Consider the following 25,481-nt stretch of genomic DNA (forward strand, 5'->3'; position numbering starts at 1 on the left):
GCACGGGTTCAGTGGTGCAGTTCGAGCGTGACGACATGGCCGTCGGCCAGCGGCCAGGCCAGGCCGGTGATGCGTTCGCCGTTGAATTCGCCGGGCACGGGACGGTGTGGACGGTCGGTAACGCGGGCCACGCAGGCGGAGACGCCGGCCGTGCCGGGCGGTACATCGGCGGGCGGACTGGCGCCATCGAGCGCGATGGTGTCTCGCCGGCGGTCGAAGTAGCCGCGTGGGCGTGACAGGGTCACGAGGGCCTGGACACCCGCTTGCGGGCGAAGCGGCCGCTCGGCCCGCAGGTTCACGAGCGACGAGGACCGGGGGAAGGGCGAGCGGTAGACGTGGGTGACGGCGTAACCCTCCGCCTCGATCACGAACTCCAGCGGTGTGCCCGCGGGCGCATCGAAGGGACCCCAGCGGCCGTCAGCGCCCACCGTGCGAACGTGCAGCGGCGGGCCCTCGCGTTCACCGGTGCGCGCATTCGTCGCGTACACCGAGACGCGGGCCCCGACCAGCGGAAGGTTGCTCGGGTCGCGGCCGTGCCGGTTGTCGACACCCATCCCGGCGACCTTGCCGTCCAGACGCGGGCGGTCCTCGGCGGCGATGGTCAGCGTGGCGGGCGGGGCGCCGGTCAGGAACTCCCAGGTTCGGGCGAACGCGGCCGGACCGAACGAGGTCTCGCGGTGGTCAACGCCGGGCAGCACGACGTCGAGGGCGCCGCGGAGCGCGGGACCATCGTGCCGCGTGCCGGTGTGAAGTTCGGGCAGGCCGAGCCATGCCCCGGTCGGCTGGCAGTACTTGTCGTTGACGTCGGAGCGCAGGGTCATCCAGCGGACGCCTGGGGTGACCTCGTGGCCGTCCGGGCCGGGCCGGTTCAGCACCGACAGCAGCGGGCCGGCACCGTTGAACTCGTTGCCGGGCAGGTAATCGAGGGAGGTCCACACGCCGTGGTTCGGCGTGCCGCCCAGGATGGCATGCGACACCTTCGACGCGCCGCCGTGGGCCAGGTAATTCCGCACCGCCAAGCCGCCCCGTGAGTTGGCGACCAGGGCCACCTTGGACGCGCCCGTGGTCGCCAGGACACGGTCGACTTCAGCGGCGAGGAAATCTCGGTGCTCGGCACTCGAGCTGCGACCGGGCTGGTCCACCCGGTCGTCGTCACGGGCCAGCGGGTAGGGCAGGTCGATGGCGTGCAGCCGCTCGGCGGGCCAGCCGTTCGATTCGAAGCGCCAGCAGGTGGTGATCCACAGCGCCGCGGTGTCGCCATTGCCGTGCACGAAGACGAGGGGCGGGAAGTCGGACAAGGCGCGGAGGGAGGTGGACACCGCGTCATTTTCCCGCAAAGGACCGGCCGGGTTGACCCTCGGGCGACAGCCAGGCGGCAGCGGGGCGTCGAGAATGCCCGGAATGTCCGCCATTCCCGCGACCCCGGCCGGGCGCTCGTCCCCTTCCTTCGCCACCACGGTGGCCTGTCTCGCGCTGGCCCAGTTGCTGTGCTGGGCGGCGCTCTACTACACCTTCTCGGCCTTCGTGCTGCCGATGCGCGACAGCCTGGGCTGGTCCAAGCCCGCGCTGATGGGCGCCTTCACGCTCGGGCTGGCCGTGTGGGGTGCGGCGAGCTATGGGGCTGGCGCCGCGATCGACCGCGGTCATGGCCGGCGGGTGATGGCGGGCGGCGCCGCGATCGCCGGCCTCGGATTCCTGCTCTGGGCCTGCGTGCAGTCGCTGCCGATGCTCTACCTCGCCTGGGCGCTGCTCGGCGTCGCCATGGCCATGACGCTCTACGAGCCGGCGTTCAGCGTGGTCACGCGGCGCTTTCCCACCCGCTTCGGGTCGGCCATCACCTGGCTCACGCTGGTCGGCGGGTTCGCGAGCACGCTGTCGTTCCCGGTCACGCTGTGGCTGATCGGCGCCTTCGGCTGGCGCGTGGCGCTGGTGGCTATCGGCCTCGTGCTGCTGCTCGTGGCCGCGCCGCTGAACGCCTGGGCCTTGCAGGGGCCCGATGCACCTCCCCGCGAACGCCACACCGATGCAGCCGACGACGCGACGCTGCATGAGGCCTTGCGACACCGGGCGTTCTGGTTGCTCGCGGCCACCTTCATGCTGTACTCGGTGGTGTCGGCCACCTTCTGGGCGCATGTGATGCCCGCCTTCGCCTCCAAGGGCACGCCCGAGCCCGACGCCCTCACGGTGCTGATGTGGATCGGGCCCGCCCAGGTGCTGGGCCGCCTGGCCTTCCTGGGCGCAGGCCGTCGCCTGACACCACGCGTGCTGGGGCTCGCCGTCTTCGCCGCCATGCCCTTGTCGCTGCTGCTGTTCGCGCTGGCCGGCTCGTTGTGGGCTTTGCTCGTGTTCGCCGTGATGTTCGGCGCCGCCAACGGCCTCGTCACCATCGTGCGCGGCCACGTCGTGCCCACCTACTTCGGGCATGCGCACGTCGGGCGCATCAGCGGCCTGCTGTCGGTGCTGGCGCTGGTGCCCCGTGCGGTCGGCCCGCTGGCCGGTGCCTGGGTGCTGCTGGTCGTGCCGGGCTACCGGGAGTTGCTCCTGCTGCTGGCGCTGGTGGCCCTGCTGGCCTGGGCGGCGTTCGTGCTGGCCGGGCGGCCGGCCCGATCCGGCTGACCCCGGAAGCCGGGGCAGCGTCGACAAGCCCGCCCCACGCTCAACCGGCCGTCGTCCGTGGCACGCACGCCGCCTGGGCGATGGCGGCGGTCACTGCCAGGTCCACATCGCCGCAGTCCCGTGCCTGCAGCTGCAGGCAGGCGCGGTGCAGGTAGTTCTGGAGCGCGTCGCCCTGCGCCAGGTAGTTGTCGACCAATCCACGAGTTTCAGGCGAGTCGTCCTTGACGAAGGCAGGGACCCGTGGTGCCGGCACTTCGGCGTCCGGCTTGCCTTGCTCGATGCGACGGTTGTGCGCTGCAATGTAGACCTTCATGGCCTCGCTGTCGGCCGCCACGCCGCCGGCGAAGAGATGCTGTTCGAAGCGCTCCCCGCTGCTGCGGCCGTAGCCAAGCACGATGGATTCGACCACGCAGTCCAGGGCGGCGTCGCCGCGTGCCAGCATGGCGAGCACGGCATGGGCAGGGTGGGAGACACCGTCTCCGGTGCGAGCGGCGATCACGTCTCGGTGCCACTCGCAGGCCTCGCGCAGCACGCGCTCGTTCAGAAGGAAGCCCGTGGCGGGCAACCACCCCAGCTCGGGGTCGTCGCGCGCTTCGCAGTACACGAGACGCAGCCCGGGCCGCCATCCCTGCGTCTCTCCCAGCGCCAGGGTGGCGTCGAGGGCGTGGCCTTCCAGGCGTATCGCCGACCTTCCGGGCTGGGGCGACACGCGCGGCACCCGATCCCCGAGCAGAACGTGCCCCAGCCCGTCTTCGTGAACCAGGCGGTGGATTTCCCTCGCATGCTCCGGCGGCAGGTTCCGCGCGATGGCCCAGGCGGCCGGCTCCACGGTGTCGGGGAATCCGGGTGGTACGGCCAGCGGGGATGCGGGGCGGTTCAGGATGTCGGATTGGCTGGGCAGCAGCCGCCGACCGGCCGGCCGGGACGTGCTTGCCGAGGCGCCTCGACCCGCGGGCAAGTGGGCGGTGCGATCCCGGCCGGAAGCCGGAGTGGACGACGCGTGTCCCGCGGAGGTGGCGCGCGAGGGGTCGGGGGCAGCTGTCGCGGAAGATGAAGACGGGCTGCCGGCCCGCCGATTGATGTGCATGGCTGCTCCCTTTCTTTCGCTGGACGGTAGTCCGCAGCCTATCGGACCGGGCGCCCCGTACGTCGCACTCATGCGCAGGGGTGTTCGGCCGCGCGAAGACGAGCCGCGGCACAGGCGGCCGATGAGGCACTGCGGCCCGTGGGCCGTTCACGCGGCCCCGCGAGGGCTTGCTCGCTCCTGCGCGTGACGGCGGCGCGCTTGCGAGTCAGCCCAGCGGCGGCGGCACGTCCTCGCGGCCGGCTTCGCGGGCGCGGAAGAGTCCGGCGCGGGCGAGCAGCGAGGTGGTGATGGGCACGGTGATGGCGAGGAAGACGGGGATGAGCCAGCCGCGGACCGGCAGTCGTTCACCCAGCATGGAGAAATACAGCACCGAGGCGCCGGCGATGCACCAGGCGCCCAGCGTGTAGGCGAGCGAGGGGGCGTGCATCCGCAGGAAGAAGTCGGGCAGGCGCGCCAGCCCCCAGGCGGCGACGAGCGCGAACAGGCCGCCCGCCGCGATCAACACCGCGACGACGATCTGAGCCCACATCGGCACCGTGCTCATTCGATCACCTCGCCGCGCAGCAGGAACTTGGCCATGGAGGCCGACCCGACGAACCCGAACAGTGCCACCAGCAGCGCCGCTTCGAAGAAGACGTCGCTGGCGTAGCGGATGCCGAGCACGAGCATCATCAGCATGCCGCACACGTAGAGGGTGTCCAGGGCGAGCACGCGGTCCTGGGCGGAGGGCCCGCGAAAGAGCCGGGTGATCGACAGCGCCATCGCCAGGGCGAGGCAGACGAGCGCGAAGACGATCGCGCCGTAAAGCAGTCCGCTCATTCGAAGATCTCCATCAAGGGCCGCTCGTAGCAGCGCTTCAGGTGCTCGACGAAACGGGCCTCGTCGTCGAGGTCGAACACGTGCAGCAGCAGGGCCGTGCGGTCGAGGGACAGTTCGGACCACACCGTGCCGGGGATCACGCACATGATGATCGCCAGCGCAGCGAGTCCGTGCGGGTCGCGCAGGTCGAGCGGGACGCGGACGAAGCGCCCCCGGGGCGGCCGGCGGCGTCCGCGCAGCACGCCGCGGGCCACGTCCACGTTCGAGACGACCACGTCACGGCCCACCTGCAGGATGAGGCGGGTCAGCACGAGGGGCGCGCGCACCCTGGCTGGCTCGGGCCGCAACGAGGCGGTGGCCAGCGGCACCAGCACCGCCAAGGCGACGCCGATCAGCCAGTGCCCGGCGCTCAGCGAGCCGTTCAGCACGAGCCACAGCAGCAGCACCGAGAACGAGAGCAGGGGCGCCGGCAGCACCCGGGCGAGCCACTTCATGGTCGGGCCTCCGCGGGCTTGGGCGGCGGGGGCACGGGTCGCGCGGTCATCACGGCGCCGATGTAGGCGGTGGGCGCGACGAGCGCCTCGGCGGTCGCCCGCCCGTATCGAACGGCCGCGTCACCTTTCACCACCAGACCGCCGCAGGCGATGACCAGCAAGGCGATCGGCAGGCACTCAATGACCCGCAGGCGAGGCGCGGGCCGGTCCTGGGGCGCCCAGAAGTGCCGCACGCCGGCGCGGGTGAGGCCGATCATGGAGATGAGGCCCGAGCCGATCATGAGTCCGACGAGCCACCAGCCTGAGGCCGACACGCCGCCCAGGCCGGCGCCGCCCGCCGGGCTCAGCACGGCGGTCAGCATCGCGAACTTGCCGATGAAGCCGGAGAACGGCGGCATGCCGCTCAACAGCAGGGTGCAGGCGATGAAGCTCAGGCCGAGGAAGGCCATGGCCGCCGGAATGGCGCGGCCGATGAGAAGTTCCTCCTGCTCGTCGAGGTTCATGCGCGCATTCGCCTCGAAGGCAGACTCGGTCTCGTCGAGGGGGCCGGGGATGGTGTCGCCCTCCGGGCGGTCTCCGGCCGCGACGCGCGAGCGCTCGATGAGTTCGGCCAGCAGGAAGAGGGCGCTGACGGCAAGGGTCGAGCTGACCAGGTAGTAGAGCGCCGCGCCCGTGAGCGCGGCCTGACCAAAGGCGATGGCGGCCAGGATGGTGCCTGACGAGATCAGCACGCTGAAGCTCGCCAGCCGCCCGAGCCGCTTGGCGCCCAGCATGCCCATGGAGCCGAAGGCGATGGTGGCGAGCCCGCCCGCCAGCAGCCACGGGCCGCCGAACTGCACCGAGGCGCCCGCCTGGTCGGAGAACAGCAAGGTGGACAAGCGCAGCACCGCGTAGATGCCGACCTTCGTCATGATGGCGAAAAGGCCGGCCACCGGCGCGCTGGCGGCCGAATAGGCGGGCTCCAGCCAGGCGTTCATCGGCCACATGGCGGCCTTGGCCAGGAACGCGGTGGCAAGGATGGCGGCGCCGGTGTGCAGCAGGCCGCGTTCGCCGAGCGGGATGTGCGGGATCTTCACCGCGAGGTCGGCGAAGTTCAAGGTGCCGGTGACGCCGTAGATCATGGCCGCGCCCACGAGAAAGAACGACGAGGCCACCAGGTTGATCGCCACATAGTGCAGGCCGGCGCTGACCCGCGCCCGCCCCGAGCCGTGCAGCATCAGCCCGTACGAGGCGGAGAGCATGAGCTCGAAGAACACGAAGAGGTTGAACAGGTCGGCGGTGAGAAATGCACCGTAGAGACCGAGCAACTGCAGCTGGAACAAGGGGTGGAAGTGGACTCCGGCCCGGTCCCAGCGGGCCAGTGAAAAGAGCAGCGAGCCGAGGCCCACCACGCCGGTCAGCACGAGCATCAGCGCGCTCAGGCGGTCCACGGCAAGGACGATGCCGTACGGCACGTCCCAGTTGCCCGGCAGGTACACGCCCACCACGCCGGGCACGTCCCCCAGGTGCACCCAACGCAGCAGCATCACCGAGACGACCAGGCCGGCGAGGGTCGAGCCGACGTTGACCAGGGCCTTCAGCGGGCGGCGCTTCTCGCCCAGCAGCAGCATCACCGCCGCGGTGAGCAGCGGCAGCAGCACGGGCAGCACGATGAGGTGGGGCCAGAGGCCCGGGGTGGCCTGGCCCAGGACGTCGGCCGTCATCCGTGCCCTCCGTCGCCATCGACGTGGTCGGTGTCGGTGAAGCCGCGCGACGCGAGCAGCACCACGAGGAAGAGCGCCGTCATGGCGAAGCCGATCACGATGGCGGTGAGCACGAGCGCCTGCGGCATCGGATCGGTGTAGTGCGCCAGATCGGCGGGCAGGCCCGCGCGGATGATGGGCTCGTTGCCGATCGACAGGCTGCCCATGCTGAAGATGAACAGGTTGACGGCGTACGACAGCAGCGACAGGCCCATGATGACCTGGAAGGTGCGGGGTCGCAGCAGCAGCCACACCCCGGAGGCGGCCAGCACGCCGATGGCCACGGCAATGATCTCTTCCATCAGGCGGCTCCGCTCGGCAGGTTGACGGTTTCCTTCGGCTGCCGGTGGCCGCGCACCGACTGGTGAGCGATGGCGGTCAGCATCAGCAGGGTCGAGCCCACCACGGTGGCGAACACGCCGATGTCGAAGAAGAGCGCGCTCGCCACGTGGATGTCGCCGACGAGCGGCAGGTGCAGGTGGGCGGTGTGGGTGGTGAGGAAGGGGTAGCCGAAGAACCAGGCGCCCACGCCGGTGAAGAGTGCGGAGAGCATGCCGACGGCGATCCATCGGGGCGGGCGCAGCCGCATGTGGTCTTCGACCCAGTTGGTGCCGGCCACGATGTACTGCACGATGAACGCGATGGCGACGACCAGGCCGGCCACGAAACCGCCACCCGGTTCGTTGTGGCCGCGCAGGAACAGGTACAGCGCGATCACCCACGACAGCGGCAGCAGCAGGCGCACCAGCACGGCCGGCACGAGCAGGTATCCCTGTGGCGTCTGGATGCCGTCGCGCGGTGCGATCAGGTCGCTGTCCAGGTCACGCGGCACGGCACGTTGCTGGGTCGGACGGCCGATGCTCTCGCGAGGTGGGCGGAACCGCCGCAGCAGGGCGTACACCGTCATGGCCACGGTCGCCAGCACGACGATCTCGAACAGCGTGTCGGTGCCGCGGAAGTCCACCAGCATCACGTTGACCACGTTGGTGCCGCCCCCTTCGGGCAAGGCGCGCGACAGGAAGAACGGTGAGATGCTCTGCGGGGCCGTGCGGGTCAGCATCGCGTAGGAAAGCGTGGCCATGCCGATGCCGGCCACCGCGGCCAGCGTGAAGTCGCGCGCACGGCGGGCGCGGGCGCGCAGGTCGGTGCGCAGCTCCGGTGCATTCGACTCGATGCGCTTGGGCAGCCAGCGCAGGCCCAGCAGGATGAGCACGGTGGTGACCACCTCCACCGTCAACTGGGTGAGGGCGAGGTCCGGCGCGGAGAACCACACGAAGGTGATGCAGGTCACGAGGCCTGCGCCACTCATCAGGGTGAGCGCGGCGAGCCGGTGGTACTTGGCCTGCCATGCCGCGCCCAGCGCGCACACGATGCCGATCGCCCACAGGCCGGCGAACACGGGCGACATGGGAATGCGGGGCCGGTCGCCCCAGTCGAGCACCGTGCCCCAGAGCGGCGCGATGGCGAACACCACCACCACCGTCAGCATGCGGAACATCTGCGACTGCAGGCGCGTGGTGCCCAGCACGCGCAGCCCGCGCCGGCCGAGCCAGCTCAACGCGACCAACATGCGCTCGAAGAGCCGCTTGCCGTTGAGCCGGTAGATCACGGGAGGCGAGGGGAACCGACCGCGCTTCAACTGCTTGCGCAGCAGAAGGTAGAAGGCGGCGCCCCCGACGAGCGCCACGAGGCTCATCATCATGGGGGCATTCCAGCCGTGCCAGACGGACAGGCTGTAGGTGGGCAGCGTGCCGCCGACCACCGGCCGGGCCGCGGCCGCGAGGATGGGACCCACCGAAATGGCCGGGGCGATGCCGACTACCAGGCAGACCAGCACGAGCAGTTCCACCGGCACGCGCATCCAGCGCGACGGCTCGTGTGGCGTGTGCGGCAGGTCGGTGGCAAGCGGGCCGAAGAACACGTCGTAGGTAAACCGAAGCGAATAGGCCACGCTGAACACCCCCGCGAGGGTGGCTGCGGCCGGCAGCAGCAATTCCACCCACGGGGCCGAGGTGACGAACACGGTCTCCGCGAAGAACATCTCCTTGGAGAGGAAGCCGTTGAGCAGCGGCACACCGGCCATCGCCGCCGCCGCGACCATGGCCAGCGTGCCGGTGATGGGCATGGCCTTGAAGAGCCCGTTCAGGCGCCGGATGTCGCGCGTGCCGGTCTCGTGGTCGACGATGCCGGCCGCCATGAACAGCGAGGCCTTGAAGGTGGCGTGGTTCATGATGTGGAACACCGCCGCGACCGCCGCCACCTCGCTGTTCAGGCCCAGCAGCAGGGTGATGAGCCCGAGGTGGCTGATCGTCGAGTACGCCAGCAGGCCCTTCAGGTCGTTCTGGAACATGGCGGCATAGGCGCCCAGCAGGAGCGTGCACAGGCCCGCCCCGCCGACCGTCCAGAACCAGGCGTCGGTGCCCGACAACACGGGCCACAGCCGCGCCAGCAGGAACACCCCGGCCTTCACCATCGTCGCCGAGTGCAGGTAGGCCGACACGGGCGTCGGCGCCGCCATGGCGTGCGGCAGCCAGAAGTGGAAGGGGAACTGGGCGCTCTTGGTCAGCGCGCCCATGAGCACGAGCCCGAGCGCCACCTTGTACATCGGGTGCTGGCGGATCAGGTCGCCGGAGGCGAGCACGACATCCAGGTCGTAGCTGCTCACCATGCTGCCGATCAACAGCACGCCGACCAGCAGGCACAGGCCGCCGGTGGCCGTGACAACCAGCGCCATGCGCGCGCCTCGCCGGGCATCGGTGCGGTGATGCCAGTAACCGATGAGGAGGAACGAGAACAGGCTCGTCAGCTCCCAGAACACCACCAGCTGCACCAGGTTGCCCGACAGCACCACGCCCGTCATCGCGCCCATGAAGGCCAGGAAGAAGGCGAAGAAGCGCGGCACCGGATCGGACGGCGACATGTAGTACCGGGCGTAGATCACCACTAAGAAGCCCACGCCCTGCACGAGCATGGCGAACATCCAGGCGAAGCCGTCCACGCGGAACACCAGATCGAGCCCCAGCCCCGGCAGCCAGGCGATCTGCTGGCGGATCACCTCGCCTGCCGCGACGCGCGGATACAGCAGCGCCAACTGCACGACGCCGGCCAGTGCGATCAGCGCGGCGAGGGTGGACTCGCGGTTGCGCGCATTGGTGGGCAACAGCGCTGCAAGCAGGCTGCCGACGAAGGGGAGGAGGACGAGGAGGACCAGGGGCATTGCCCCGGTATTCTAAGGACGCGGTGTGGCGGGTCTCAGTAGCGCCGCTCGAGCGTCATGATGTCGTTGTGCCGCGTCATCTGGAAGCGCGACAGGAAGCTGTTGCCGAGCAGGATGTAGGGCATGTCGGACGGCATGACGACGGCTTCGACGTTCGTCACCGTGACGTCGCCGACACCCACGGTGTTCAGCTTGACCCCGTACACCGTCACGCGGCCATTGGCCGTGCCCACCATGCCGCGCTGCCCCTCCTGGAACTTGAGGCCGAGGCGGATGGCCTCGCTTTCACTCATGGCGATGGTGGTGGCCCCGGTGTCCACCATGAAACGCACGGCCCGGCCGTTGATGGTGCCGTTGCTCATGAAGTGGCCGCCGTAGCCGGCCGTCATGACGATGCGACTGCCATTGCCCGGGCTGTCCGCGCCGGCCAGGTCGACCTGGGCCGCGCCCAGTTCGAGAGTCACCCGCTTGCCCGCGATCTCGACCACCGAGCTGTGCGGGCCGGTGCTGATGAGGCGCACCCCCTGGACCGTGCTGCCGACCGCCACCATGCGTGGCGCGCCGTCGATCATGAGGAGCGCCTTGGAGGAGCCCATGCTCCCGCTCATGGAAACCGATTGGGCCACGGCAGCGCCCGCCCACAACAGGGCGGCCAGGACCGGCAGCAGGCGGCGCACCGTTCAGTCCCGGAAGTTGTTGAACGACAGCGGGGCGTCCGGCACCTCGGTGCGGATCAGGGCCATCGCGGCCTGCAGGTCGTCGCGCTTGGCGCCGGTGACGCGCACCGTTTCGCCCTGGATGGCCGCCTGCACCTTGATCTTGCTGGCCTTCACCACGGTCTGGATCTTCTTCGCGGTGTCGGAGTCGATGCCGCTCTTGACGGTGATGAGCTGCTTGACCTTGTCGCCACCGATCTTCTCGATCTTGGCCGTGCGGTCCATGAAGCGCACGTCGACGTTTCGCTTGGTGAGCTTGGCGATCAGGATGTCGAGCACCTGGCTGATCTGGAAGTCGCTGTCGGCGAAGACGGTGAGTTCCTTTTCCTTGAGCTCGACCCGGGCCGACGAGCCCTTGAAGTCGAAGCGCGTGCCGATTTCCTTGGCGGTCTGGTCGACCGCGTTGCGGACTTCCACGAGGTTCGGGTCGAGGACGGCGTCGAAGCTGGGCATTGAATTTCTCGGGTTCACTGAATCAGCGAAAATTCTGCCATGCAAATCGAGTCCGGCGTGAGCCTGAAACCCTATAACAGCTTCGGTCTCCCCGCCGTGGCCCAGACGCTCGTGCGCGTCACGAGCGACGCCTGCGTGCGCGAAGTGGTCGATCACCCTGTGTTCGGGCGGGCGCCGAAGTTCATCCTGGGCGGCGGCAGCAACATCGTGCTCACCCGCGACATGCCCCAGGTGGTGCTCAAGGTGGAAGTGCCCGGCCGCCGCCTGGTGGAGGAGCGCCCTGACGCCTGGATCGTCGAGGCGGGCGCCGGGGAGTCGTGGCACGACCTCGTCGCCTGGACGCTCGACCAGGGCCTGCCCGGCATGGAAAACCTGGCGCTGATTCCCGGCACCGTGGGCGCCTCGCCGGTGCAGAACATCGGCGCCTACGGCATGGAGCTGAAAGACCGCTTCGAGTCGCTCGACGGCGTGGACCTCGTCACCGGCCGCAGCATCACCCTCGGCCCGGAGATCTGCGCCTTTGGCTACCGCGACAGCGTCTTCAAGCACTCGCTCGCCAACCGGGTGGTCATCACCCGCGTGCGCTTTCGCCTGCCGCGCCCCTGGCAACCGGTGCTCGGCTACCTCGAACTCGAACGCAAGATGGCCGAGGAACGGGTGAGTTCGCCTGACGCCCGGCAGATCTTCGACTGGATCTGCGCCATCCGCCGCGCCAAGCTGCCCGACCCGGCCGTGCTCGGCAACGCCGGCAGCTTCTTCAAGAACCCGGTCGTCACGCCCGAACAGTGCCGCGACATCATCGGCCGCGACCCCGAGATCGTGCACTACCCCATGCCCGACGGCACCATGAAGCTCGCCGCTGGCTGGATGATCGACGCCTGCGGCTGGAAGGGCAAGACCGTCGGCCACGCCGGCGTCTACGAAAAACAGGCCCTCGTCCTCGTCAACCGCGGCGGCGCCACCGGCAGCGAGGTCATGACCCTCGCCCGCGCCATCCAGGAGAGCGTCTACGGCCGCTTCGGCATACGGCTCCAGCCCGAACCAGAAATCTATTAGCCCCCCAGTCGCTTCGCTCCTGCCCCCAGGGGGCGCCACGGGTCGTCCGGGGGACCCGGACTCGCGTGTGGCTTGAACGGCGCTTCGCTTCGCTTGCTGGGCTCTGCGGCACGGCCTTGGCACGAGGGCCGGCTCGTGCGGCGCGGGGCGGTGTTGGCGATTGAGCGGCCGCACACAAGAGCTACTGATCAAGCAGACCTGGAGAGACGTCCTGGCTTCCTCAAGTCCTCGGCGTTCACCGCGCGTAAGACCTTCACATTACCAACGATACGAATAAGCTGAAGCTGGTGTTCAGGCGTTCTTTGGTGACTTTCTGGCGCGCCAGAAAGTTACTCGGCTGCCGGGCCGAGACCCGGCGCGGCGGCGCCGCAGAGACACCGCATCGATGAACTCACCTGCGCCTGTGATCAAGCACGATCGAGCAGCAACCGCGCGCCGTGGAAGACCGCTGCGGATCAGCCGAAGTGGCAGATGTAGTGCAGGGGCGACGTGACTTCGATGTCGAACGACGAATTGCCCGGAACGGAGAAGGATTGGCCGCCGGTGTACGCCGTCCAGTCGGTCTCGCCCTTGAGCTTCACGCGGCAGTGGCCGTCGATGAGTTCCATGATTTCCGGTGCGCCCGTGCCGAAGTTCAGCGTGGCGGGCAGGATGACGCCGACGCTCTTCTTGGTGCCGTCGGCCAGCTCGATGCTGTGCGAGACGCACTTGCCGTCGAAGTAGACGTTGGCCTTGGTGCTGACCGTGCCGGCCAGGCTCTGCGTGAGGGTGGTGCTCATGGGCGTGAACTCGTGATGGAACCCGCGATTCTAGACACCAGAAAGAGGGGGCCGGCCGCGCGGGGGGCTGCGATAAGCTCTCGCCCCATGTCTTGCCTTCCCCGCGCCGGCGCATGAGCACGCCCCCGACCTTCAGTACCGGCGCCAGCGCCCCGCTCCAGGACGAGCACGATGCGCTGCCGGCGGGCACGCGCCTGGCCGAGTTCGAGATCCTGCGCGTGCTGGGCATCGGTGGCTTCGGCATCGTGTACCTGGCCATGGACCATGCGCTCGACCGCATGGTGGCGGTCAAGGAGTACATGCCGTCGAGCATGGCCGCGCGCGGTCGCGGCACCGAGGTCTCGCTGCGCTCCAGCCTGCACCAGGACACCTTCCACATCGGCCTGCGCTCGTTCGTGAACGAGGCCAAGCTGCTCGCCCGCTTCAACCACCCGTCGCTGGTCAAGGTGTACCGGTTCTGGGAGGCCAACGGCACGGCCTACATGGCGATGCCCTTCTATCCGGGGCGCACCCTGAAGGACGAACGGCGCGCCATGCTGCAGGTGCCGGACGAGCAGTGGTTGCGCGGGCTCGTGGATCCGCTGCTGGGCGCGATGGAGGTGCTGCACAAGGAAAGCGTGTACCACCGGGACATCGCACCCGACAACATCCTGCTGTTGCCCGACGGCCCGCCGGTGCTGCTCGACTTCGGCGCCGCCCGCGCGGTGATCGGCGACCGCACGCAATCGCTCACCGCGGTGCTCAAGCCGAGCTACGCGCCCATCGAGCAGTATGCCGACGTGGGCCAGCTGCGCCAGGGCCCGTGGACCGACCTCTATGCCCTGGGCGCCGTGCTGCACTTCGTGGTGACCGGGCGCCCGCCGACGCCATCGGCCTCGCGGGCCGTGCACGACGACCTGAAGCCGCTCACCACGCTTGGCCGCGAGCACACCGGCAGCATGCCGCTCAAGGTGCTCAAGGCCATCGACTGGGCGCTCACGGTCAGTCCGCAGACGCGTCCGCAGAACGTGCAGGCCTTCCGCGATGCCCTCGACGGACGGATCGACCCGCCGCTGCCGCAGGCCCCCGACGCCATGACGACGGTCCAGGCCGGGCCGTCGCCCCAGGCGGCGGACTGGGCGCGCACCGAGCAGCAGGGAGCGGGCTCGGCGGTCGACGTCGAGCTGACCGTGGTCACCCATCCCGAAACGGCACAAGCCCCGGTCGCGGGCGCGAAGGCCGAGACGGTGCCCGCGGCCCGCGCGGCCGCTCCGACGTCGGCGTCCACCGCCACGGCGCCCGCCGACAGCGCGGCCCCCGGGGCGCCCTCGCCGGCCAAGCCCCGCAACTCGCGCGCCTTGCCGCCCCTCTTCGAAGCGGATGCGTCAGACGCGCGGGGCGCCGCGGGGGGCAAGGGCATGGCCGGCATGCTCATGGCACTGGGCGCCGTGGTCGTGTTGGTGCTGGGCCTCGGCTTCGTGTTGCTGAAGGACCGCTTCGCGGCCGCGCCCGCGCAGGCCGCTGCTCCGGCAGCCGCACCGGCGCCCGCACCGGTGCCCGTGATCCTGGCCGCGCCGGCTCCCACGGCGGCGGTGGCCCCGGCACCGGCGGTCACGCCAGCGACCCTGCCGGTCGCGCCACCCGCACCTGCCATCACGCCTGCCGTGGCCGTGCCCGACTGGTCGTCGGCGTCACGCACCGGCGCGCCTGCGTCGGCGGCGAGCGCCGCCTCGGCCACCCCGGCCGCCGTGCCGTCTCCGCCCTCCGTGTCACCGACCGCCACGCCGGCGCCGCGGCCCAAGCCGCGCACGGCGCCGGCACCGACGGCAACCGTTGCCACCGCCGCGCCCACGCCGCGCGACGTGTGCAATGCGCGGTCGACGGGTTCCATGTCCACCTGCATGCACCGCGTCTGCACCCAGGGGCCACTGGTGGACCACGCGCAGTGCGTTCAGCTGCGGCGCGACCAGGAGTGGTAGCGCGGTTGGATTCGAGCCTGGTTCGCTGACAGGTGCGGGTCGCGGGGCGATGGCAGAGCATCGCTCGCAGCCGCTCGGAGCCGGTCAGTCGTCCTGCAGCTGCAGCCAGGTCTGCTGCAGCAGCCAGGCGTCAATGCTGGCCCGGTGCCGCGCGAGCGAGCAACGCGCGCGAATCTCCTCTTTCTTGGCCCGCCAGCGGCGCGCCTCGTCATCGCTGAGCAGCGCCCGAAGGCTCTCGATGCGAAACGCGGCCGGGAAGCCGGCCGCGTCGAAGAGGCGGGCGATCCAGGGATAGTCGTAGCCCCAGGCGTCGGAGTACACCGTCTGCCCGATGAGGCGCTCGTTCAGCAGGCGCGCCGAGTCGGCCACGCTGCGGCCGTGGCGTTGCAGGGTTTCGCGCGACAGGCCGTGCACCGCCTCGGCGGCCGGGTCCCAGTGGGTCCAGTCCCGAGGCGGGCGGATGAGCGTGCAGAACGAGCTGCCATCGGCCAGCACGAAGCCGATCTCGATGGGGTAGCTCGGGCCGCCCAGGCCCGAGGCTTCGACATCGATGACCGCCGGCGCGGCCCGGGTGTGCCGGGCAGTGTCGTGCAGATCGGCGACGGCGCTCATGAAGGACCTCCCGGGTTCAGGGCGCGGTGATGCGGGTGATGCTCGCGCGGCCCAGCACGTACAGCGCGCCGTCGTTGCCGGCCAGCACGTCCACCGGGTTTTGCGACAGCCTGGCGAACGAATAGGCGGCGTGGCCGTTGGCCGGGTCGAGCCGGCCGACAAAACGGCTCACGTAGTCAGCGAAGAAGTAGCCACCATGGTAGGCGGCCGGAAAGGGCCCCCCGGCCGGGTAGAACGCCGCGCCGACGATCGACTGGCCGGTGAAGAAGCCGCCGGGTCCGGAGCCGGGCGGCACCGTCGCCGTCTGCTTGTAAGCGAAGACCGGCGAGGTGTAGCTGGTGTCGTCCGTCGGGCCTTCGGTGGCCGGCCACCCGTAGTGCGCGCCCTTCGCGCCGATGTTGATCTCTTCCCAGGTGTTCTCGCCCACATCGTTGATGTACAGCGTGCCGGTGCCCGGCTGGATGCCGAAGGTGAAGGGATTGCGCAGGCCGCGGGCCCACACCGCCTTGGCCTGGCCCGGGCGGTTCAGGTACGGGTTGTCGGCCGGGTAGCTGCCGTCGTCGTTGAAGCGCAGGATCTTGCCGAACACCTTGTCGAGGTCGCCGGCCTGTGTGCGGTCCGCGTTGTCGCCCACGGCGACATACAGCTTGTCGCCCGGGCCGAAGTGAATCGCGCCGCCGTTGTGATTGGTCGCGGCCTGGAGCGCCGGCAGGTCGACGAGGACTTCCTCCCCCGCGGCGGCGTCGCCGATCATGGTCACGCGGCTGATGCGGCCATGCGCGCCGTTGTCCACCGCGGTGTAGTGCACGTACACCCACCCGTTCTCGCTGAACTTGGGGTGCACGGCCACGCCGATGAGGCCGCGTTCGCCCGCCGGGTCCACCGTGAAGGAGGCCAGGGGGCCGGGCACGAGCTGCCCATTCTTCACCAGCCGCAGCTGGCCGGTCTGCTGGGCCACCAACAGTCGTCCGTCCGGCAGCTGGGCCATGGCGGTGGCGGAGGTCAGACCGGAGACCCAGCCATCCGTCTTGGTGAAGCCCTTGGCAACGGCCGTCGTTCCCCCGAAGCGCACGGTGGCCGCCGACCAGGCCGACACGTTGCCGGCCGCGTCCCGGGAACGCGCGCGCACCACATGCTGGCCGGCGGCATGGTCGGCCGTGTTCACGGTGACGGCGTAGGGCGCCGCGGTGTCGGGCGAACCGACCGTGATGCCGTCGACCTGGAACTCGACACTGGCGACGCCGATGTTGTCGGTGGCGTCCGCCGTGACCTGCAGCGTGCCGGTGAGGTCGTCGGCCAGGGCGGCGGGCGCGGTCAGGGTGGCGGTGGGCACCACCTTGTCGCTGCCACCACCCCCGCCGCCATCGACCCCGCCCGGCGGCGTACCGCTCGCCGGTGGCGGGGGCGATTGCACCGGCGCCGGGATGCCGTCCGAGCCGCCGCCACAGGCGGAGAGGACAACGGCCGCGCTGGCCCAGAGGGCAAGCAGGCGGGTGCGTGATGGGCTGGTCATTGAGAACTCCCTGCGGTCGTGCCGCGTGCGTGTTGGTATCTTGCCTTTGTGCCACAGAAACCAGCAGTTGGCGAGGATCGGAGCAAGCGGCAGTCCCGCTCGGGCCAGACTCGGCGCGCCGGACCCCGGGTTTGTCCGGGGGGTTTCGGGTCGTGACCGTGACAGGCAATTCGTCCGGGTTCGGCTATACCTGAAGGGCTTCCCATGAGAACCCAAGGAGATCCCGTGCCGACCGCCAACGCTGCCGCCCCCCGTCCTCACGAACGCATCTGGCCCAAGCGCCTGCCCCGCGAGCTCTGCGTGCCCAGCACCTCGCTGTGGTTCAACCTCGAGGTGGCGGCGCGCCGCTACCCCGACAAGCCGGCCTACGTCTTCTTCGGCAAGTCGCTCACCTACGCCGACCTGCAGCAGCAGGCCGAGGCCATCGCCGGCTGGCTGCAGCAGGCGGGGGTGCGCAAGGGCGACCGCGTCGCGCTGTACATGCAGAACTGTCCGCAGTTCGTGGCGGCCTTCTACGGCATCCTGCGCGCCGACGCCGTGGTGGTGCCGGTGAACCCGATGAACAAGGCCGACGAGTTCACCCACTACATCACCGACCCGGCCACGCGGGTGGCGATCTGCACGGCCGACGGCGCGGCGGTCGTGGCCTCGGCCAACGCCATGGTGCCGGCCGGGCAGCGGCTGTCCCATGTGCTCGTCACCCGCTTCACCGATGCCATGCCGCACGGCGCGCTCGAGGCGGACCTGGCCCCGGCGGCGGCCATCGAAGCCTGGCTGCGCCTCGACCCGCCACTGCCCGCGGCCGATGCCGAAACGCAGTACGTGCGCTGGACGGACGTGCTGGCCCAGTCGCACGCGCCCGGGCCCCACACCGCCGGACCGGACGACCTGGCCGTGCTGCCGTACACCTCCGGCACCACCGGCAACCCCAAGGGTTGCATGCACACCCATGCGACGGTGATGTCGAACAGCGTGGGCATACAGTGGGCGCACGGCGGGCCTGAAGTGGTGAGTTTGGGCGTGGTGCCCATGTTCCACATCACCGGCCTTGTCGGGACGGTGTGTGCCGCGGTGTTCGCCGCCAGCACGGTGGTGGTGCTGCCCCGCTGGGACCGCGAACTCGCGGGCCGCATGATCTCCCGCTATGGCGTGACGCACTGGACGTGCATCCCCACGATGATCATCGACCTCTTCGGCAGCCCCAACTACCAGAGCTTCGACCTGAGCAGTTTGAAGGTGCTGAACGGGGGCGGCGCCGCCATGCCGCAGGCGGTGGCCGAGCGCCTGCTGAAGGAGTTCGACCTGTCCTTCGCCGAAGGCTATGGCCTCACGGAAACCTGCGCTGCCACCCACGCCAATCCGCCCGAGCGCGCCAAGCAGCAGTGCCTGGGGATCCCGACCTTCGGCGTCGACTCACGCGTGGTGGATCCGCTCACCTTGAAGGAGCTGCCCCCCGGGGAAGTCGGCGAGATCATCAGCCACGGCCCGCAGGTCTTCAAGGGCTACTGGAACCAGCCGGACGCCACGGCCGCCGCCTTCGTGGAGTTCGAGGGCAAGCGCTTTTTCCGCACCGGTGACCTGGGCCGCATGGACGAAGAAGGCTACTTCTTCATCACCGACCGCCTCAAGCGCATGATCAACGCGAGCGGCTTCAAGGTGTGGCCGGCCGAAGTCGAGATGCTGCTCTACAAGCATCCCGCGGTGCAGGAGGCCTGCATCATCTCGTCGCAGGATGCCTACCGCGGCGAGACCGTCAAGGCGGTGGTCGTGCTGCGTGCCGATGCCAAGGGCAAGACCTCGCCCGAGGACATCACCAACTGGGCCAAGGACCACATGGCGGCCTACAAGGTGCCGAAGATCGTTCAGTTCGTCGACACCCTGCCCAAGTCGGGCTCGGGCAAGGTCATGTGGCGCCTGCTGCAGGACCAGGAGAAGTAAACCGCCTGGCCCCGACGTTCAGAACGTCTCCCAGTCGTCGGTGCCGGTGCGCGCCGGCGCCGACGGCTCCGGCCTCGGCGCGGGGCGCACGGTGGCCGATGCGGTCGGGCGGGAGGCCGGCTTGAACACCGGGCGCACGACCTGTGCAGTGGTGGCCGGGCGGGCGGCGGTGTGCGTCGCCCTCGCCACGTGCGCGGGGCCGGCAGCGACTGCGCTGCCCGGCACCTTGAACACGGCCACCGAGTCCACCAGCTGACGGGCCTGCAACTTCAGGCTTTCGGCGGCGGCCGCTGATTGCTCCACCAGCGCGGCGTTCTGCTGCGTGGCCTGGTCCATCTGCACCATGGCCTCGCCCACCTGCGATACCCCGAGGCTCTGCTCGCTGCTCGCGGCGCTGATCTCGCCGACGATGTCGGTCACGCGGCGAATGGCCGCCACCACGTCCAGCATGGTGCTGCCGGCCTGGTCGACGAGCGTGGTGCCCTGCTCGACCCGCTCGACGCTGGTCGAGATCAGGGTCTTGATCTCCTTGGCGGCCTCGGCGCTGCGCTGGGCGAGCGAGCGCACCTCGCCGGCCACCACGGCAAAGCCGCGGCCTTGCTCGCCGGCTCGCGCCGCTTCCACCGCCGCATTGAGCGCGAGGATGTTGGTCTGGAAGGCGATGCCGTCGATCACGCTGATGATGTCGACGATCTTGCGCGAGCTGTCGTTGATGCCCTTCATGGTCTCCACGACCTGGCCCACGACGTCGCCGCCCTGGACCGCCACGTCCGAGGCCTGCAGTGCGAGCTGGTTCGCCTGGCGTGCGTTGTCGGCGTTCTGACGCACCGTGCTCGACAGTTCTTCCATCGACGACGCGGTTTCCTCCAACGCGCTGGCCTGTTCCTCGGTGCGTGCGCTGAGGTCGTTGTTGCCGTCGGAGATCTCGTGGCTTGCGGAAGCCACGCCCTCGGCGTTCAGGCGCACGCCGGTCACGGTGGCGGCGAGGCGGTCACGCATGTGCGTCAGGGAGTTGAGCAGGTCGATGGTTTCGGTCGGGCCGCTCGCATCGATCGTCACCGTGAGGTCACCCTCGGCAATGGCGCCGGCCGTCGATGCGGCATGACGCACGGGGCGGGTGATGGAGCGGGTGGTGAGCCAGGCCATGAGCAGGCCCAGCGCCATGGCGACCACTGCACCCGAGCCCAGCAGCCATTGGCTCGTGGTCGCCGTCGCCAGCGTGTGCTCTTCGCTGGCCGACAGACGTGCGTCCATGTGCGCCTCGACATCGTCGAGCGACTTCAGGTACTGGTCCGCCAGCGGTCGCAGTTCGGATTCGACGGCCTGGGCGATGTCCTCGCCCGCTGCACGCTTCTTCAACAGGTCGCTGCGCTTGACGCGATAGCGTTCCCGGCTGGTCGCGGTGGCTTCCAGCAGCCGGGCGCCCTCGGTCGAGGTGAGCAGCGCCTCGAGTTCCTTCTGCTTTTTGCCGATCTCGGCCGATGCGGCATCCATCTCGCGCTTGAGGGTGGCTTGCAGGTTGGCGTCCGCGGACGACAGCGAGGCGTAGGCCCGGACCCAGTTGAGCCGGATGAGCGCCGACCAGCTGTGGCTCAGAGACCGTTGCCGCATGTCGACGGTCGACAGGGTCAGGGTCGCTTCCTTGGTGACCTGCAGCTGCCAGACCCCCACGGCGCCGATGGCGGCCGTGATAGCCAGGATGAGGAAGAAAGAAAGGCTGAGGCGCTTGCCGATGCTGCCCTGAAGGAAATTCACGATCCATCACTCCGAACCGGCCAGGCCACCGAGGGGGTCATCTCCCCGGCGTCCCGTGCCAGCCGGCTGGCAACACGGGCATGCTGGTTGTATCGGCGGTCCCGGGACTTCCTTGAGTTGCCATGTGCGCCGACTTGTGTCAGTGGCGCGTGAAAATCCTCAGAAGGACTCCCACTCGTCCGTCACGGCCGCCGGGGTGCGTGCCGGCGTGGCGACAGGGGCTGGCACGGCCGACGGCGTTGCCTTGACCGCGGGCGCTGCGGCCTTTTGCACGGCCTCGGTACGTGGTGCAGACGAGGAGGCGAGCGCAGTTGGACGCGCCGCAGCCGGCTTGGACGAGGGGGCGGCCGCCGTGCTGCGCGTGGTTGCCGAAGGCGTCACACGCGAGACCTCGGCCGAGCGGGTGCCCTTCGCCAGGTCCAGGCGGAACACCGCCACGGCGTCGACCAGCTGGCGGGCCTGCGACTTGAGGCTTTCGGCGGCGGCAGCGGACTGCTCGACCAGTGCGGCGTTCTGCTGCGTAGCCTGGTCCATCTGCGTGATGGCTTCGCCCACCTGGGCCACGCCACTGCTCTGCTCGGTGCTGGCCGCGCTGATCTCGCCCATGATGTCGGTCACGCGGCGGATGGAGGCCACCACTTCCTGCATCGTCACGCCGGCTTGGTCGACGAGCGTGGTGCCCTGTTCGACGCGCTCGACGCTGGTGGAGATGAGGGTCTTGATCTCCTTGGCGGCCTCGGCGCTGCGCTGGGCGAGCGAGCGCACCTCGCCGGCCACCACGGCAAAGCCGCGGCCTTGCTCGCCGGCTCGCGCCGCTTCCACCGCCGCATTGAGCGCGAGGATGTTGGTCTGGAAGGCGATGCCGTCGATCACGCTGATGATGTCGACGATCTTGCGTGAGCTGTCGTTGATGCCCTTCATGGTGTCGACCACGCGGCTCACGACCTCGCCGCCCTGCACGGCGACGGTGGAGGCGCCCATGGCGAGCTGGTTGGCCTGGCGGGCGTTGTCAGCGTTCTGCATGACGGTGCTGCCGAGTTCCTCCATCGAGGCGGCGGTCTCTTCGAGCGCGCTCGCCTGCTGCTCGGTGCGGGCACTGAGGTCGGAGTTGCCGGAGGCGATCTGGGCGCTGGCGGTGGCCACGCCTTCGGCGTTCTGCCGCACGTCGGAGACGATGTGGGCAAGCTTGTCCCGCATGGCCGACACGGCCTGGAGCAGGCGCGCCACCTCGTCCCGGCCACGGGTGTCGATGGCGACGGTGAGGTCACCCTCGGCAATGCCCTCGGCCGCACGCACGGCCGTGGCCAGCGGGCCGGTGATGAGGCGGGTGATGAACACGGCCGCCGCAGCGGCGGCGGCCATGGCCACCAGCACGAAGGCGATCACGAGGCCGCGCGCCTGGGCATAGGCTTGTTGCGAGCTGGCGTAGGCCGCATGCGCGCCGCTGCTGTTGGCCGCGAGCAGCGCACCGAGGTCGCTCACCATGGCCCCGAAGGCGGCTGAACTCTCGCCCTGCAGCACGGCACGTGCCTCGCTGCGGTCTTCCTCGATGAGCGACATCAGCTTCGTGTGCGTCTGGTCGAACGTCGCACGGTGCTCCTTCAACTTGGCGAAGGCCTCGCGCGCTGCGGCGGAATCGAGCTCAGCTTCCACGTCAGCCGACAGCTTCGTCAGCCGCCCGTTGGCCGCCTCGATCTGCTGGCGCAGGGCCGACGCCTGCGACGGATCGGAGTTCAGCACGAGGTCGGTCTGCGCGCGGCGGATCCGGTTCGCCTCCACCCGCATGTCGCCGGCGACCTCGACGCCGCGCATCCAGTGCGTGGCGATGAGCTCGGTCTGGCCGTTGATCTTGGAGAGCTGCGCAATGGCGAGCCCGCCCACGGCCGCGGTCAGCACGACGACGCTCAGGAAGGCGGCGCCGAGCTTCGTGCCGACGCGATAGTTGGAGAAGTTCATGGGTGAAGCAGCGGATACGGCCGGGCCGGGTGGGGACAGGAGGACATCAGCGCGACAGCAGGCCCAGCGCCGGGTCGGCGAGGAGCTGGTCGATGTCCACGAGGATGAGCATGCGGCGATCGATGGCGCCGATCGCCATGACATGGCGGCTCTGCAGGCGCGCACTGAAGTCGGGGGCCGGACGCATTTCCTTGGGGCCGAGGCCGATCACATCGGACACGCCATCGACCACCACGCCGACCACGCGCCCTGCGATGCCGAGCACGATGACGACGGTGTTGCTGTCGTAGCGCACTTGCGGGAAGTTCAGGTGGATGCGCAGGTCGAGCACCGGGACGATGACGCCGCGCAGGTTGAGCACGCCCAGCACGCCGTGCGGTGCGTTGGCGATGCGGGTCGGCTCATCGTAGGAGCGGATTTCCTGGACGCGGAGGATGTCGAGGCCGTATTCCTCGCCGCCCAGCTTGAAGGCGAGGAACTCGCCGGCATGGGCGGCCGATCGTGCCGCTGCGGCGGACGTGGCGTCCGCGCTGGCCGGCAGGGAAGAGGTGTCGTGAAGGGCGATCGTCTGGGACATCGGCAGCTTTCAGTGCGGCAACGGCAAAGTGATGGCAAGCCCGGGGCCTGCGCCTGTTTGAGATTACGTCCGCGGCGGCAAGCACTTGAGGACATTCGCACGGCCGCGGCCGTCGCGCCGGCCGACCTTGCCAAACTTGTCACGGTGTAGGAGGCGAGCGACGTCCAGGCGTGCCGGTGGCCGACAGTGCGTCGCGGCAACGGACGCTGGCGCATGCGAGAGCCGTTTCATATCGTCGGGGCTCTTCAATGACTGATGGAGGGATGACATGACACTGGGAACCATTCTGCTGATCGTGCTGATCCTGTTGCTGATCGGCGCGCTGCCGAGTTGGCCCCACAGCCGCAGCTGGGGCTACGGTCCCACCGGCGGTCTGGGCGTGGTGCTCGTCATCGTGGTGATCCTGCTCTTGCTCGGGGTCATCTGATCGAGCGAAAAAAAGGCCTCCACGAACCTTTTTGGGGTCGTGGAGGCCAACTCTCTGCCAAAGAAACCAATCGCGCTCCAAGCCGATGCACCGCGCTGTCGAGGTGCCGTCGGCATTCCTCAGCCGCCCCTCGCCGGTGCGGCTTGCGCCGTGTCATCGGCGCACGAGCGCACCATCGCAAGCACCATGCCCGTCACACGCCCGGCGTCCACACCGCGCATTGGTGGTCGGTGGCGAAGTTCGTCGTGACGGCCACGGAGGGGGCGAGGCTCAGGTAGGCATCGTTCGCCGCGGTATAGGCAGGCCAGACCGTTGCAGCAGCCTCGTTCGGATTGCCGGTCCTCGCGAAGCGCGTCCAGTAGCGCACCATCGTGTCGGCTAAGCCGCGCTGGGCCGGACTCAATGCGGCGCTGCCCGGCATGGTGAACAGGTACGGCAGTTCGCTCGTGTGTGCCGCGCCTGACTTGAAGCTCAGCTGCCCGGGGAGCGCCTGCGGCGCCGCCGGATCATTGAATTCATAGCTGTACACCACATTGCCGGCGGCGGACAACAGGCGCGCCGAGGCGCGTCCGCTGCAGGCGAAGACCGCGTCCGTGCCGATCGCGCCCAGGGCTTCGCTCGCGTTGGCGTAGGCCGCAACGGGATACAAGGGCGCCGCGGAAGCGACGAGCGGGCCGAGGGTCGCCGTCACTGTGGGCAGGTAGGTCTCGGCGGTGACCGGCACACCGGTCGCGAGTTCGGCCTGGGCGACGAAGAGGCGCCACTCGTCGTGCGTCGTTCCCTGCATCACCGGAACCGGCGCCTGCCCACCGCTGGCGAACGTGTCGCGCACGGGGGCCGTGAGCACCGAGCCATCCACCGTGGGAATGGGGCCGGAGGGGTAGGCCTTCGCCTGGGCGGTGAGCACGGCTTGCACTGGCAAGGCGCGCAGGCAGGCGGCCGTCTGCGGTGCAGGGCAGCCCGCTTCGGCGGCCAGGCCCGTGCCGCGGGCCTCCGAGGCGGCCAGCGTGTCCTGCCCGAATGCGAAGGGGTAGGCACCGCTCATGGCGATCGCCTTGTGGAAGAGTCCGCGTGACGCCGGGGCCGCGAGGTGCGCATTGACGCTGAAGCCACCGGCCGATTCACCGAACAGCGTCACGTTGGCCGGATCGCCGCCGAAGGCCGCGATGTTGGCCTTCACCCAGCGCAATGCCGCTTGCTGGTCCATCAGCCCGTAATTGCCGGAGTGGCCTCCCTGCTCGGCGCTCAGCGCCGGGTTGGCGAGGAAGCCGAGCGCTCCCAGGCGGTAGTTCAAGGTGACGACCACCGTGCCCTGCGCCACCAGTGCTTCGGGGTTGTAGGCGTTGCTCTGGCCGAGGTAGAACGCGCCGCCGTGGATCCACACCATCACCGGGTGCGGGCCGGCTGTGCGCGGCGTGTACACGTTGAGGTAGAGGCAGTCCTCGGAGACGGAGGCCACACCGAAGTCGCTGGGCGGTTGGGCACAGTGAGGGCCCATGGCGACTGCGGCGCGTTCGCCGGTCCAGGAGGTCATGGCCGCCGGCGCGCGCCAGCGGCGATCGCCCACTGGCGGGGCTGCGTACGGAATGCCGAGGTAGACGTCGGCCGCTGCGCCGCGGGTGCCGGTCAGCGCGCCGGACTGCGTCATGACAAGCGGCGGCTCTTCGTCTTCCGAGCAGGCTGACAGGTTGGTGCCGAGCCCTGAGGCCAGCGCGCACGCCAGCAGCAGCCTCCCCAGGCCGCGGGATGCGGGTGTGTTCATGATC

At 69.7% G+C, this 25,481-nt stretch carries 22 protein-coding genes; 5 read left to right on the forward strand and 17 right to left on the reverse strand.

Annotated elements, in window-relative coordinates; translation table 11 throughout:
• Positions 1-8: 8 nt before the first annotated feature.
• Positions 9-1,319 (reverse strand): alpha/beta fold hydrolase, encoded by a 1,311-nt coding sequence (locus ACSQ2F_RS03680; RefSeq protein WP_436019885.1) that lies wholly within the window; start codon positions 1,317-1,319, stop codon positions 9-11.
• Between the two features lie 82 nt (positions 1,320-1,401).
• Here ACSQ2F_RS03680 and ACSQ2F_RS03685 point away from each other — a divergent pair, with 82 nt between their 5' ends.
• Positions 1,402-2,616, forward strand: coding sequence for an MFS transporter (locus ACSQ2F_RS03685; protein WP_436019887.1), 1,215 nt, complete (start codon positions 1,402-1,404; stop codon positions 2,614-2,616).
• A gap of 40 nt (positions 2,617-2,656) precedes the next feature.
• Here ACSQ2F_RS03685 and ACSQ2F_RS03690 read toward each other — a convergent pair whose 3' ends face one another.
• The 9 genes from ACSQ2F_RS03690 to ACSQ2F_RS03730 all read right to left on the reverse strand — a co-directional run bounded on the left by ACSQ2F_RS03690 (position 2,657) and on the right by ACSQ2F_RS03730 (position 11,144).
• Entirely contained in the window at positions 2,657-3,703 is a 1,047-nt protein-coding gene (locus ACSQ2F_RS03690; protein ID WP_436019889.1) for a hypothetical protein, read from the reverse strand.
• Between the two features lie 205 nt (positions 3,704-3,908).
• A complete protein-coding gene (locus ACSQ2F_RS03695; RefSeq protein ID WP_436019890.1) occupies positions 3,909-4,247 on the reverse strand; it encodes a Na+/H+ antiporter subunit G in 339 nt (112 codons plus the stop codon).
• Positions 4,244-4,522 carry a K+/H+ antiporter subunit F gene (locus ACSQ2F_RS03700; RefSeq protein WP_436019892.1) on the reverse strand — a complete coding sequence of 93 codons (279 nt, stop codon included), beginning with the start codon at positions 4,520-4,522 and terminating at the stop codon, positions 4,244-4,246. The genes ACSQ2F_RS03695 and ACSQ2F_RS03700 overlap by 4 nt, the downstream gene beginning before the upstream one ends.
• On the reverse strand, positions 4,519-5,016 hold the full coding sequence (locus tag ACSQ2F_RS03705; RefSeq protein ID WP_436019894.1) for a Na+/H+ antiporter subunit E: 498 nt from the start codon (positions 5,014-5,016) through the stop codon (positions 4,519-4,521). Before ACSQ2F_RS03705 ends, ACSQ2F_RS03700 begins: the two co-directional genes overlap by 4 nt.
• On the reverse strand, positions 5,013-6,719 hold the full coding sequence (locus tag ACSQ2F_RS03710; protein WP_436019896.1) for a monovalent cation/H+ antiporter subunit D: 1,707 nt from the start codon (positions 6,717-6,719) through the stop codon (positions 5,013-5,015). The genes ACSQ2F_RS03705 and ACSQ2F_RS03710 overlap by 4 nt, the downstream gene beginning before the upstream one ends.
• Positions 6,716-7,060: a Na+/H+ antiporter subunit C gene (locus ACSQ2F_RS03715; RefSeq protein ID WP_436019898.1), complete on the reverse strand. Its 345-nt coding sequence runs from the start codon at positions 7,058-7,060 to the stop codon at positions 6,716-6,718. The genes ACSQ2F_RS03710 and ACSQ2F_RS03715 overlap by 4 nt, the downstream gene beginning before the upstream one ends.
• Positions 7,060-9,975, reverse strand: a complete 2,916-nt coding sequence (locus ACSQ2F_RS03720) for a monovalent cation/H+ antiporter subunit A (protein ID WP_436019900.1) — start codon at positions 9,973-9,975, stop codon at positions 7,060-7,062. Before ACSQ2F_RS03720 ends, ACSQ2F_RS03715 begins: the two co-directional genes overlap by 1 nt.
• A 35-nt stretch (positions 9,976-10,010) precedes the next feature.
• Positions 10,011-10,652, reverse strand: coding sequence for a retropepsin-like aspartic protease family protein (locus ACSQ2F_RS03725; protein ID WP_436019902.1), 642 nt, complete (start codon positions 10,650-10,652; stop codon positions 10,011-10,013).
• A gap of 3 nt (positions 10,653-10,655) precedes the next feature.
• On the reverse strand, positions 10,656-11,144 hold the full coding sequence (locus tag ACSQ2F_RS03730) for a YajQ family cyclic di-GMP-binding protein (protein ID WP_436019904.1): 489 nt from the start codon (positions 11,142-11,144) through the stop codon (positions 10,656-10,658).
• A 39-nt stretch (positions 11,145-11,183) separates the two neighbouring features.
• Between ACSQ2F_RS03730 and murB the strand changes: the two genes are divergently transcribed.
• On the forward strand, positions 11,184-12,200 hold the full coding sequence (gene murB, locus ACSQ2F_RS03735; RefSeq protein ID WP_436019906.1) for a UDP-N-acetylmuramate dehydrogenase: 1,017 nt from the start codon (positions 11,184-11,186) through the stop codon (positions 12,198-12,200).
• Between the two features lie 455 nt (positions 12,201-12,655).
• On the opposite strand, the gene ACSQ2F_RS03740 is transcribed toward murB, so the two are convergent.
• Positions 12,656-12,979 carry a pyrimidine/purine nucleoside phosphorylase gene (locus ACSQ2F_RS03740; protein ID WP_436019908.1) on the reverse strand — a complete coding sequence of 108 codons (324 nt, stop codon included), beginning with the start codon at positions 12,977-12,979 and terminating at the stop codon, positions 12,656-12,658.
• A 113-nt stretch (positions 12,980-13,092) separates the two neighbouring features.
• Here ACSQ2F_RS03740 and ACSQ2F_RS03745 point away from each other — a divergent pair, with 113 nt between their 5' ends.
• Positions 13,093-14,937, forward strand: a complete 1,845-nt coding sequence (locus ACSQ2F_RS03745; RefSeq protein WP_436019910.1) for a serine/threonine protein kinase — start codon at positions 13,093-13,095, stop codon at positions 14,935-14,937.
• 84 nt (positions 14,938-15,021) lie between these two features.
• Here the strand turns inward: ACSQ2F_RS03745 and ACSQ2F_RS03750 are convergent, their stop codons facing one another.
• On the reverse strand, positions 15,022-15,549 hold the full coding sequence (locus ACSQ2F_RS03750) for a 3'-5' exonuclease (protein ID WP_436019912.1): 528 nt from the start codon (positions 15,547-15,549) through the stop codon (positions 15,022-15,024).
• Between the two features lie 16 nt (positions 15,550-15,565).
• The gene (locus ACSQ2F_RS03755; protein WP_436019914.1) at positions 15,566-17,062 is read right to left on the reverse strand and encodes a PQQ-dependent sugar dehydrogenase; all 1,497 of its coding nucleotides are present in this window, start codon (positions 17,060-17,062) and stop codon (positions 15,566-15,568) included.
• Positions 17,063-17,287: 225 nt separating this feature from the next.
• Here ACSQ2F_RS03755 and ACSQ2F_RS03760 point away from each other — a divergent pair, with 225 nt between their 5' ends.
• On the forward strand, positions 17,288-19,000 hold the full coding sequence (locus tag ACSQ2F_RS03760; RefSeq protein ID WP_436019916.1) for a long-chain fatty acid--CoA ligase: 1,713 nt from the start codon (positions 17,288-17,290) through the stop codon (positions 18,998-19,000).
• 18 nt (positions 19,001-19,018) lie between these two features.
• Here the strand turns inward: ACSQ2F_RS03760 and ACSQ2F_RS03765 are convergent, their stop codons facing one another.
• The 3 genes from ACSQ2F_RS03765 to ACSQ2F_RS03775 all read right to left on the reverse strand — a co-directional run bounded on the left by ACSQ2F_RS03765 (position 19,019) and on the right by ACSQ2F_RS03775 (position 23,288).
• Entirely contained in the window at positions 19,019-20,755 is a 1,737-nt protein-coding gene (locus ACSQ2F_RS03765) for a methyl-accepting chemotaxis protein (RefSeq protein ID WP_436019918.1), read from the reverse strand.
• Between the two features lie 159 nt (positions 20,756-20,914).
• Positions 20,915-22,711 (reverse strand): methyl-accepting chemotaxis protein, encoded by a 1,797-nt coding sequence (locus tag ACSQ2F_RS03770; RefSeq protein ID WP_436019920.1) that lies wholly within the window; start codon positions 22,709-22,711, stop codon positions 20,915-20,917.
• A 46-nt stretch (positions 22,712-22,757) separates the two neighbouring features.
• The gene (locus tag ACSQ2F_RS03775; protein WP_436019922.1) at positions 22,758-23,288 is read right to left on the reverse strand and encodes a chemotaxis protein CheW; all 531 of its coding nucleotides are present in this window, start codon (positions 23,286-23,288) and stop codon (positions 22,758-22,760) included.
• Between the two features lie 268 nt (positions 23,289-23,556).
• Between ACSQ2F_RS03775 and ACSQ2F_RS03780 the strand changes: the two genes are divergently transcribed.
• The gene (locus ACSQ2F_RS03780; protein ID WP_436019924.1) at positions 23,557-23,715 is read left to right on the forward strand and encodes a DUF3309 family protein; all 159 of its coding nucleotides are present in this window, start codon (positions 23,557-23,559) and stop codon (positions 23,713-23,715) included.
• A gap of 193 nt (positions 23,716-23,908) precedes the next feature.
• Here ACSQ2F_RS03780 and ACSQ2F_RS03785 read toward each other — a convergent pair whose 3' ends face one another.
• Entirely contained in the window at positions 23,909-25,477 is a 1,569-nt protein-coding gene (locus ACSQ2F_RS03785; RefSeq protein WP_436019926.1) for a carboxylesterase/lipase family protein, read from the reverse strand.
• Positions 25,478-25,481 lie beyond the last annotated feature (4 nt).

Source organism: Rhizobacter sp. LjRoot28 (genome assembly GCF_964253025.1).
In the GTDB taxonomy this organism is placed as follows: domain Bacteria; phylum Pseudomonadota; class Gammaproteobacteria; order Burkholderiales; family Burkholderiaceae_C; genus Rhizobacter.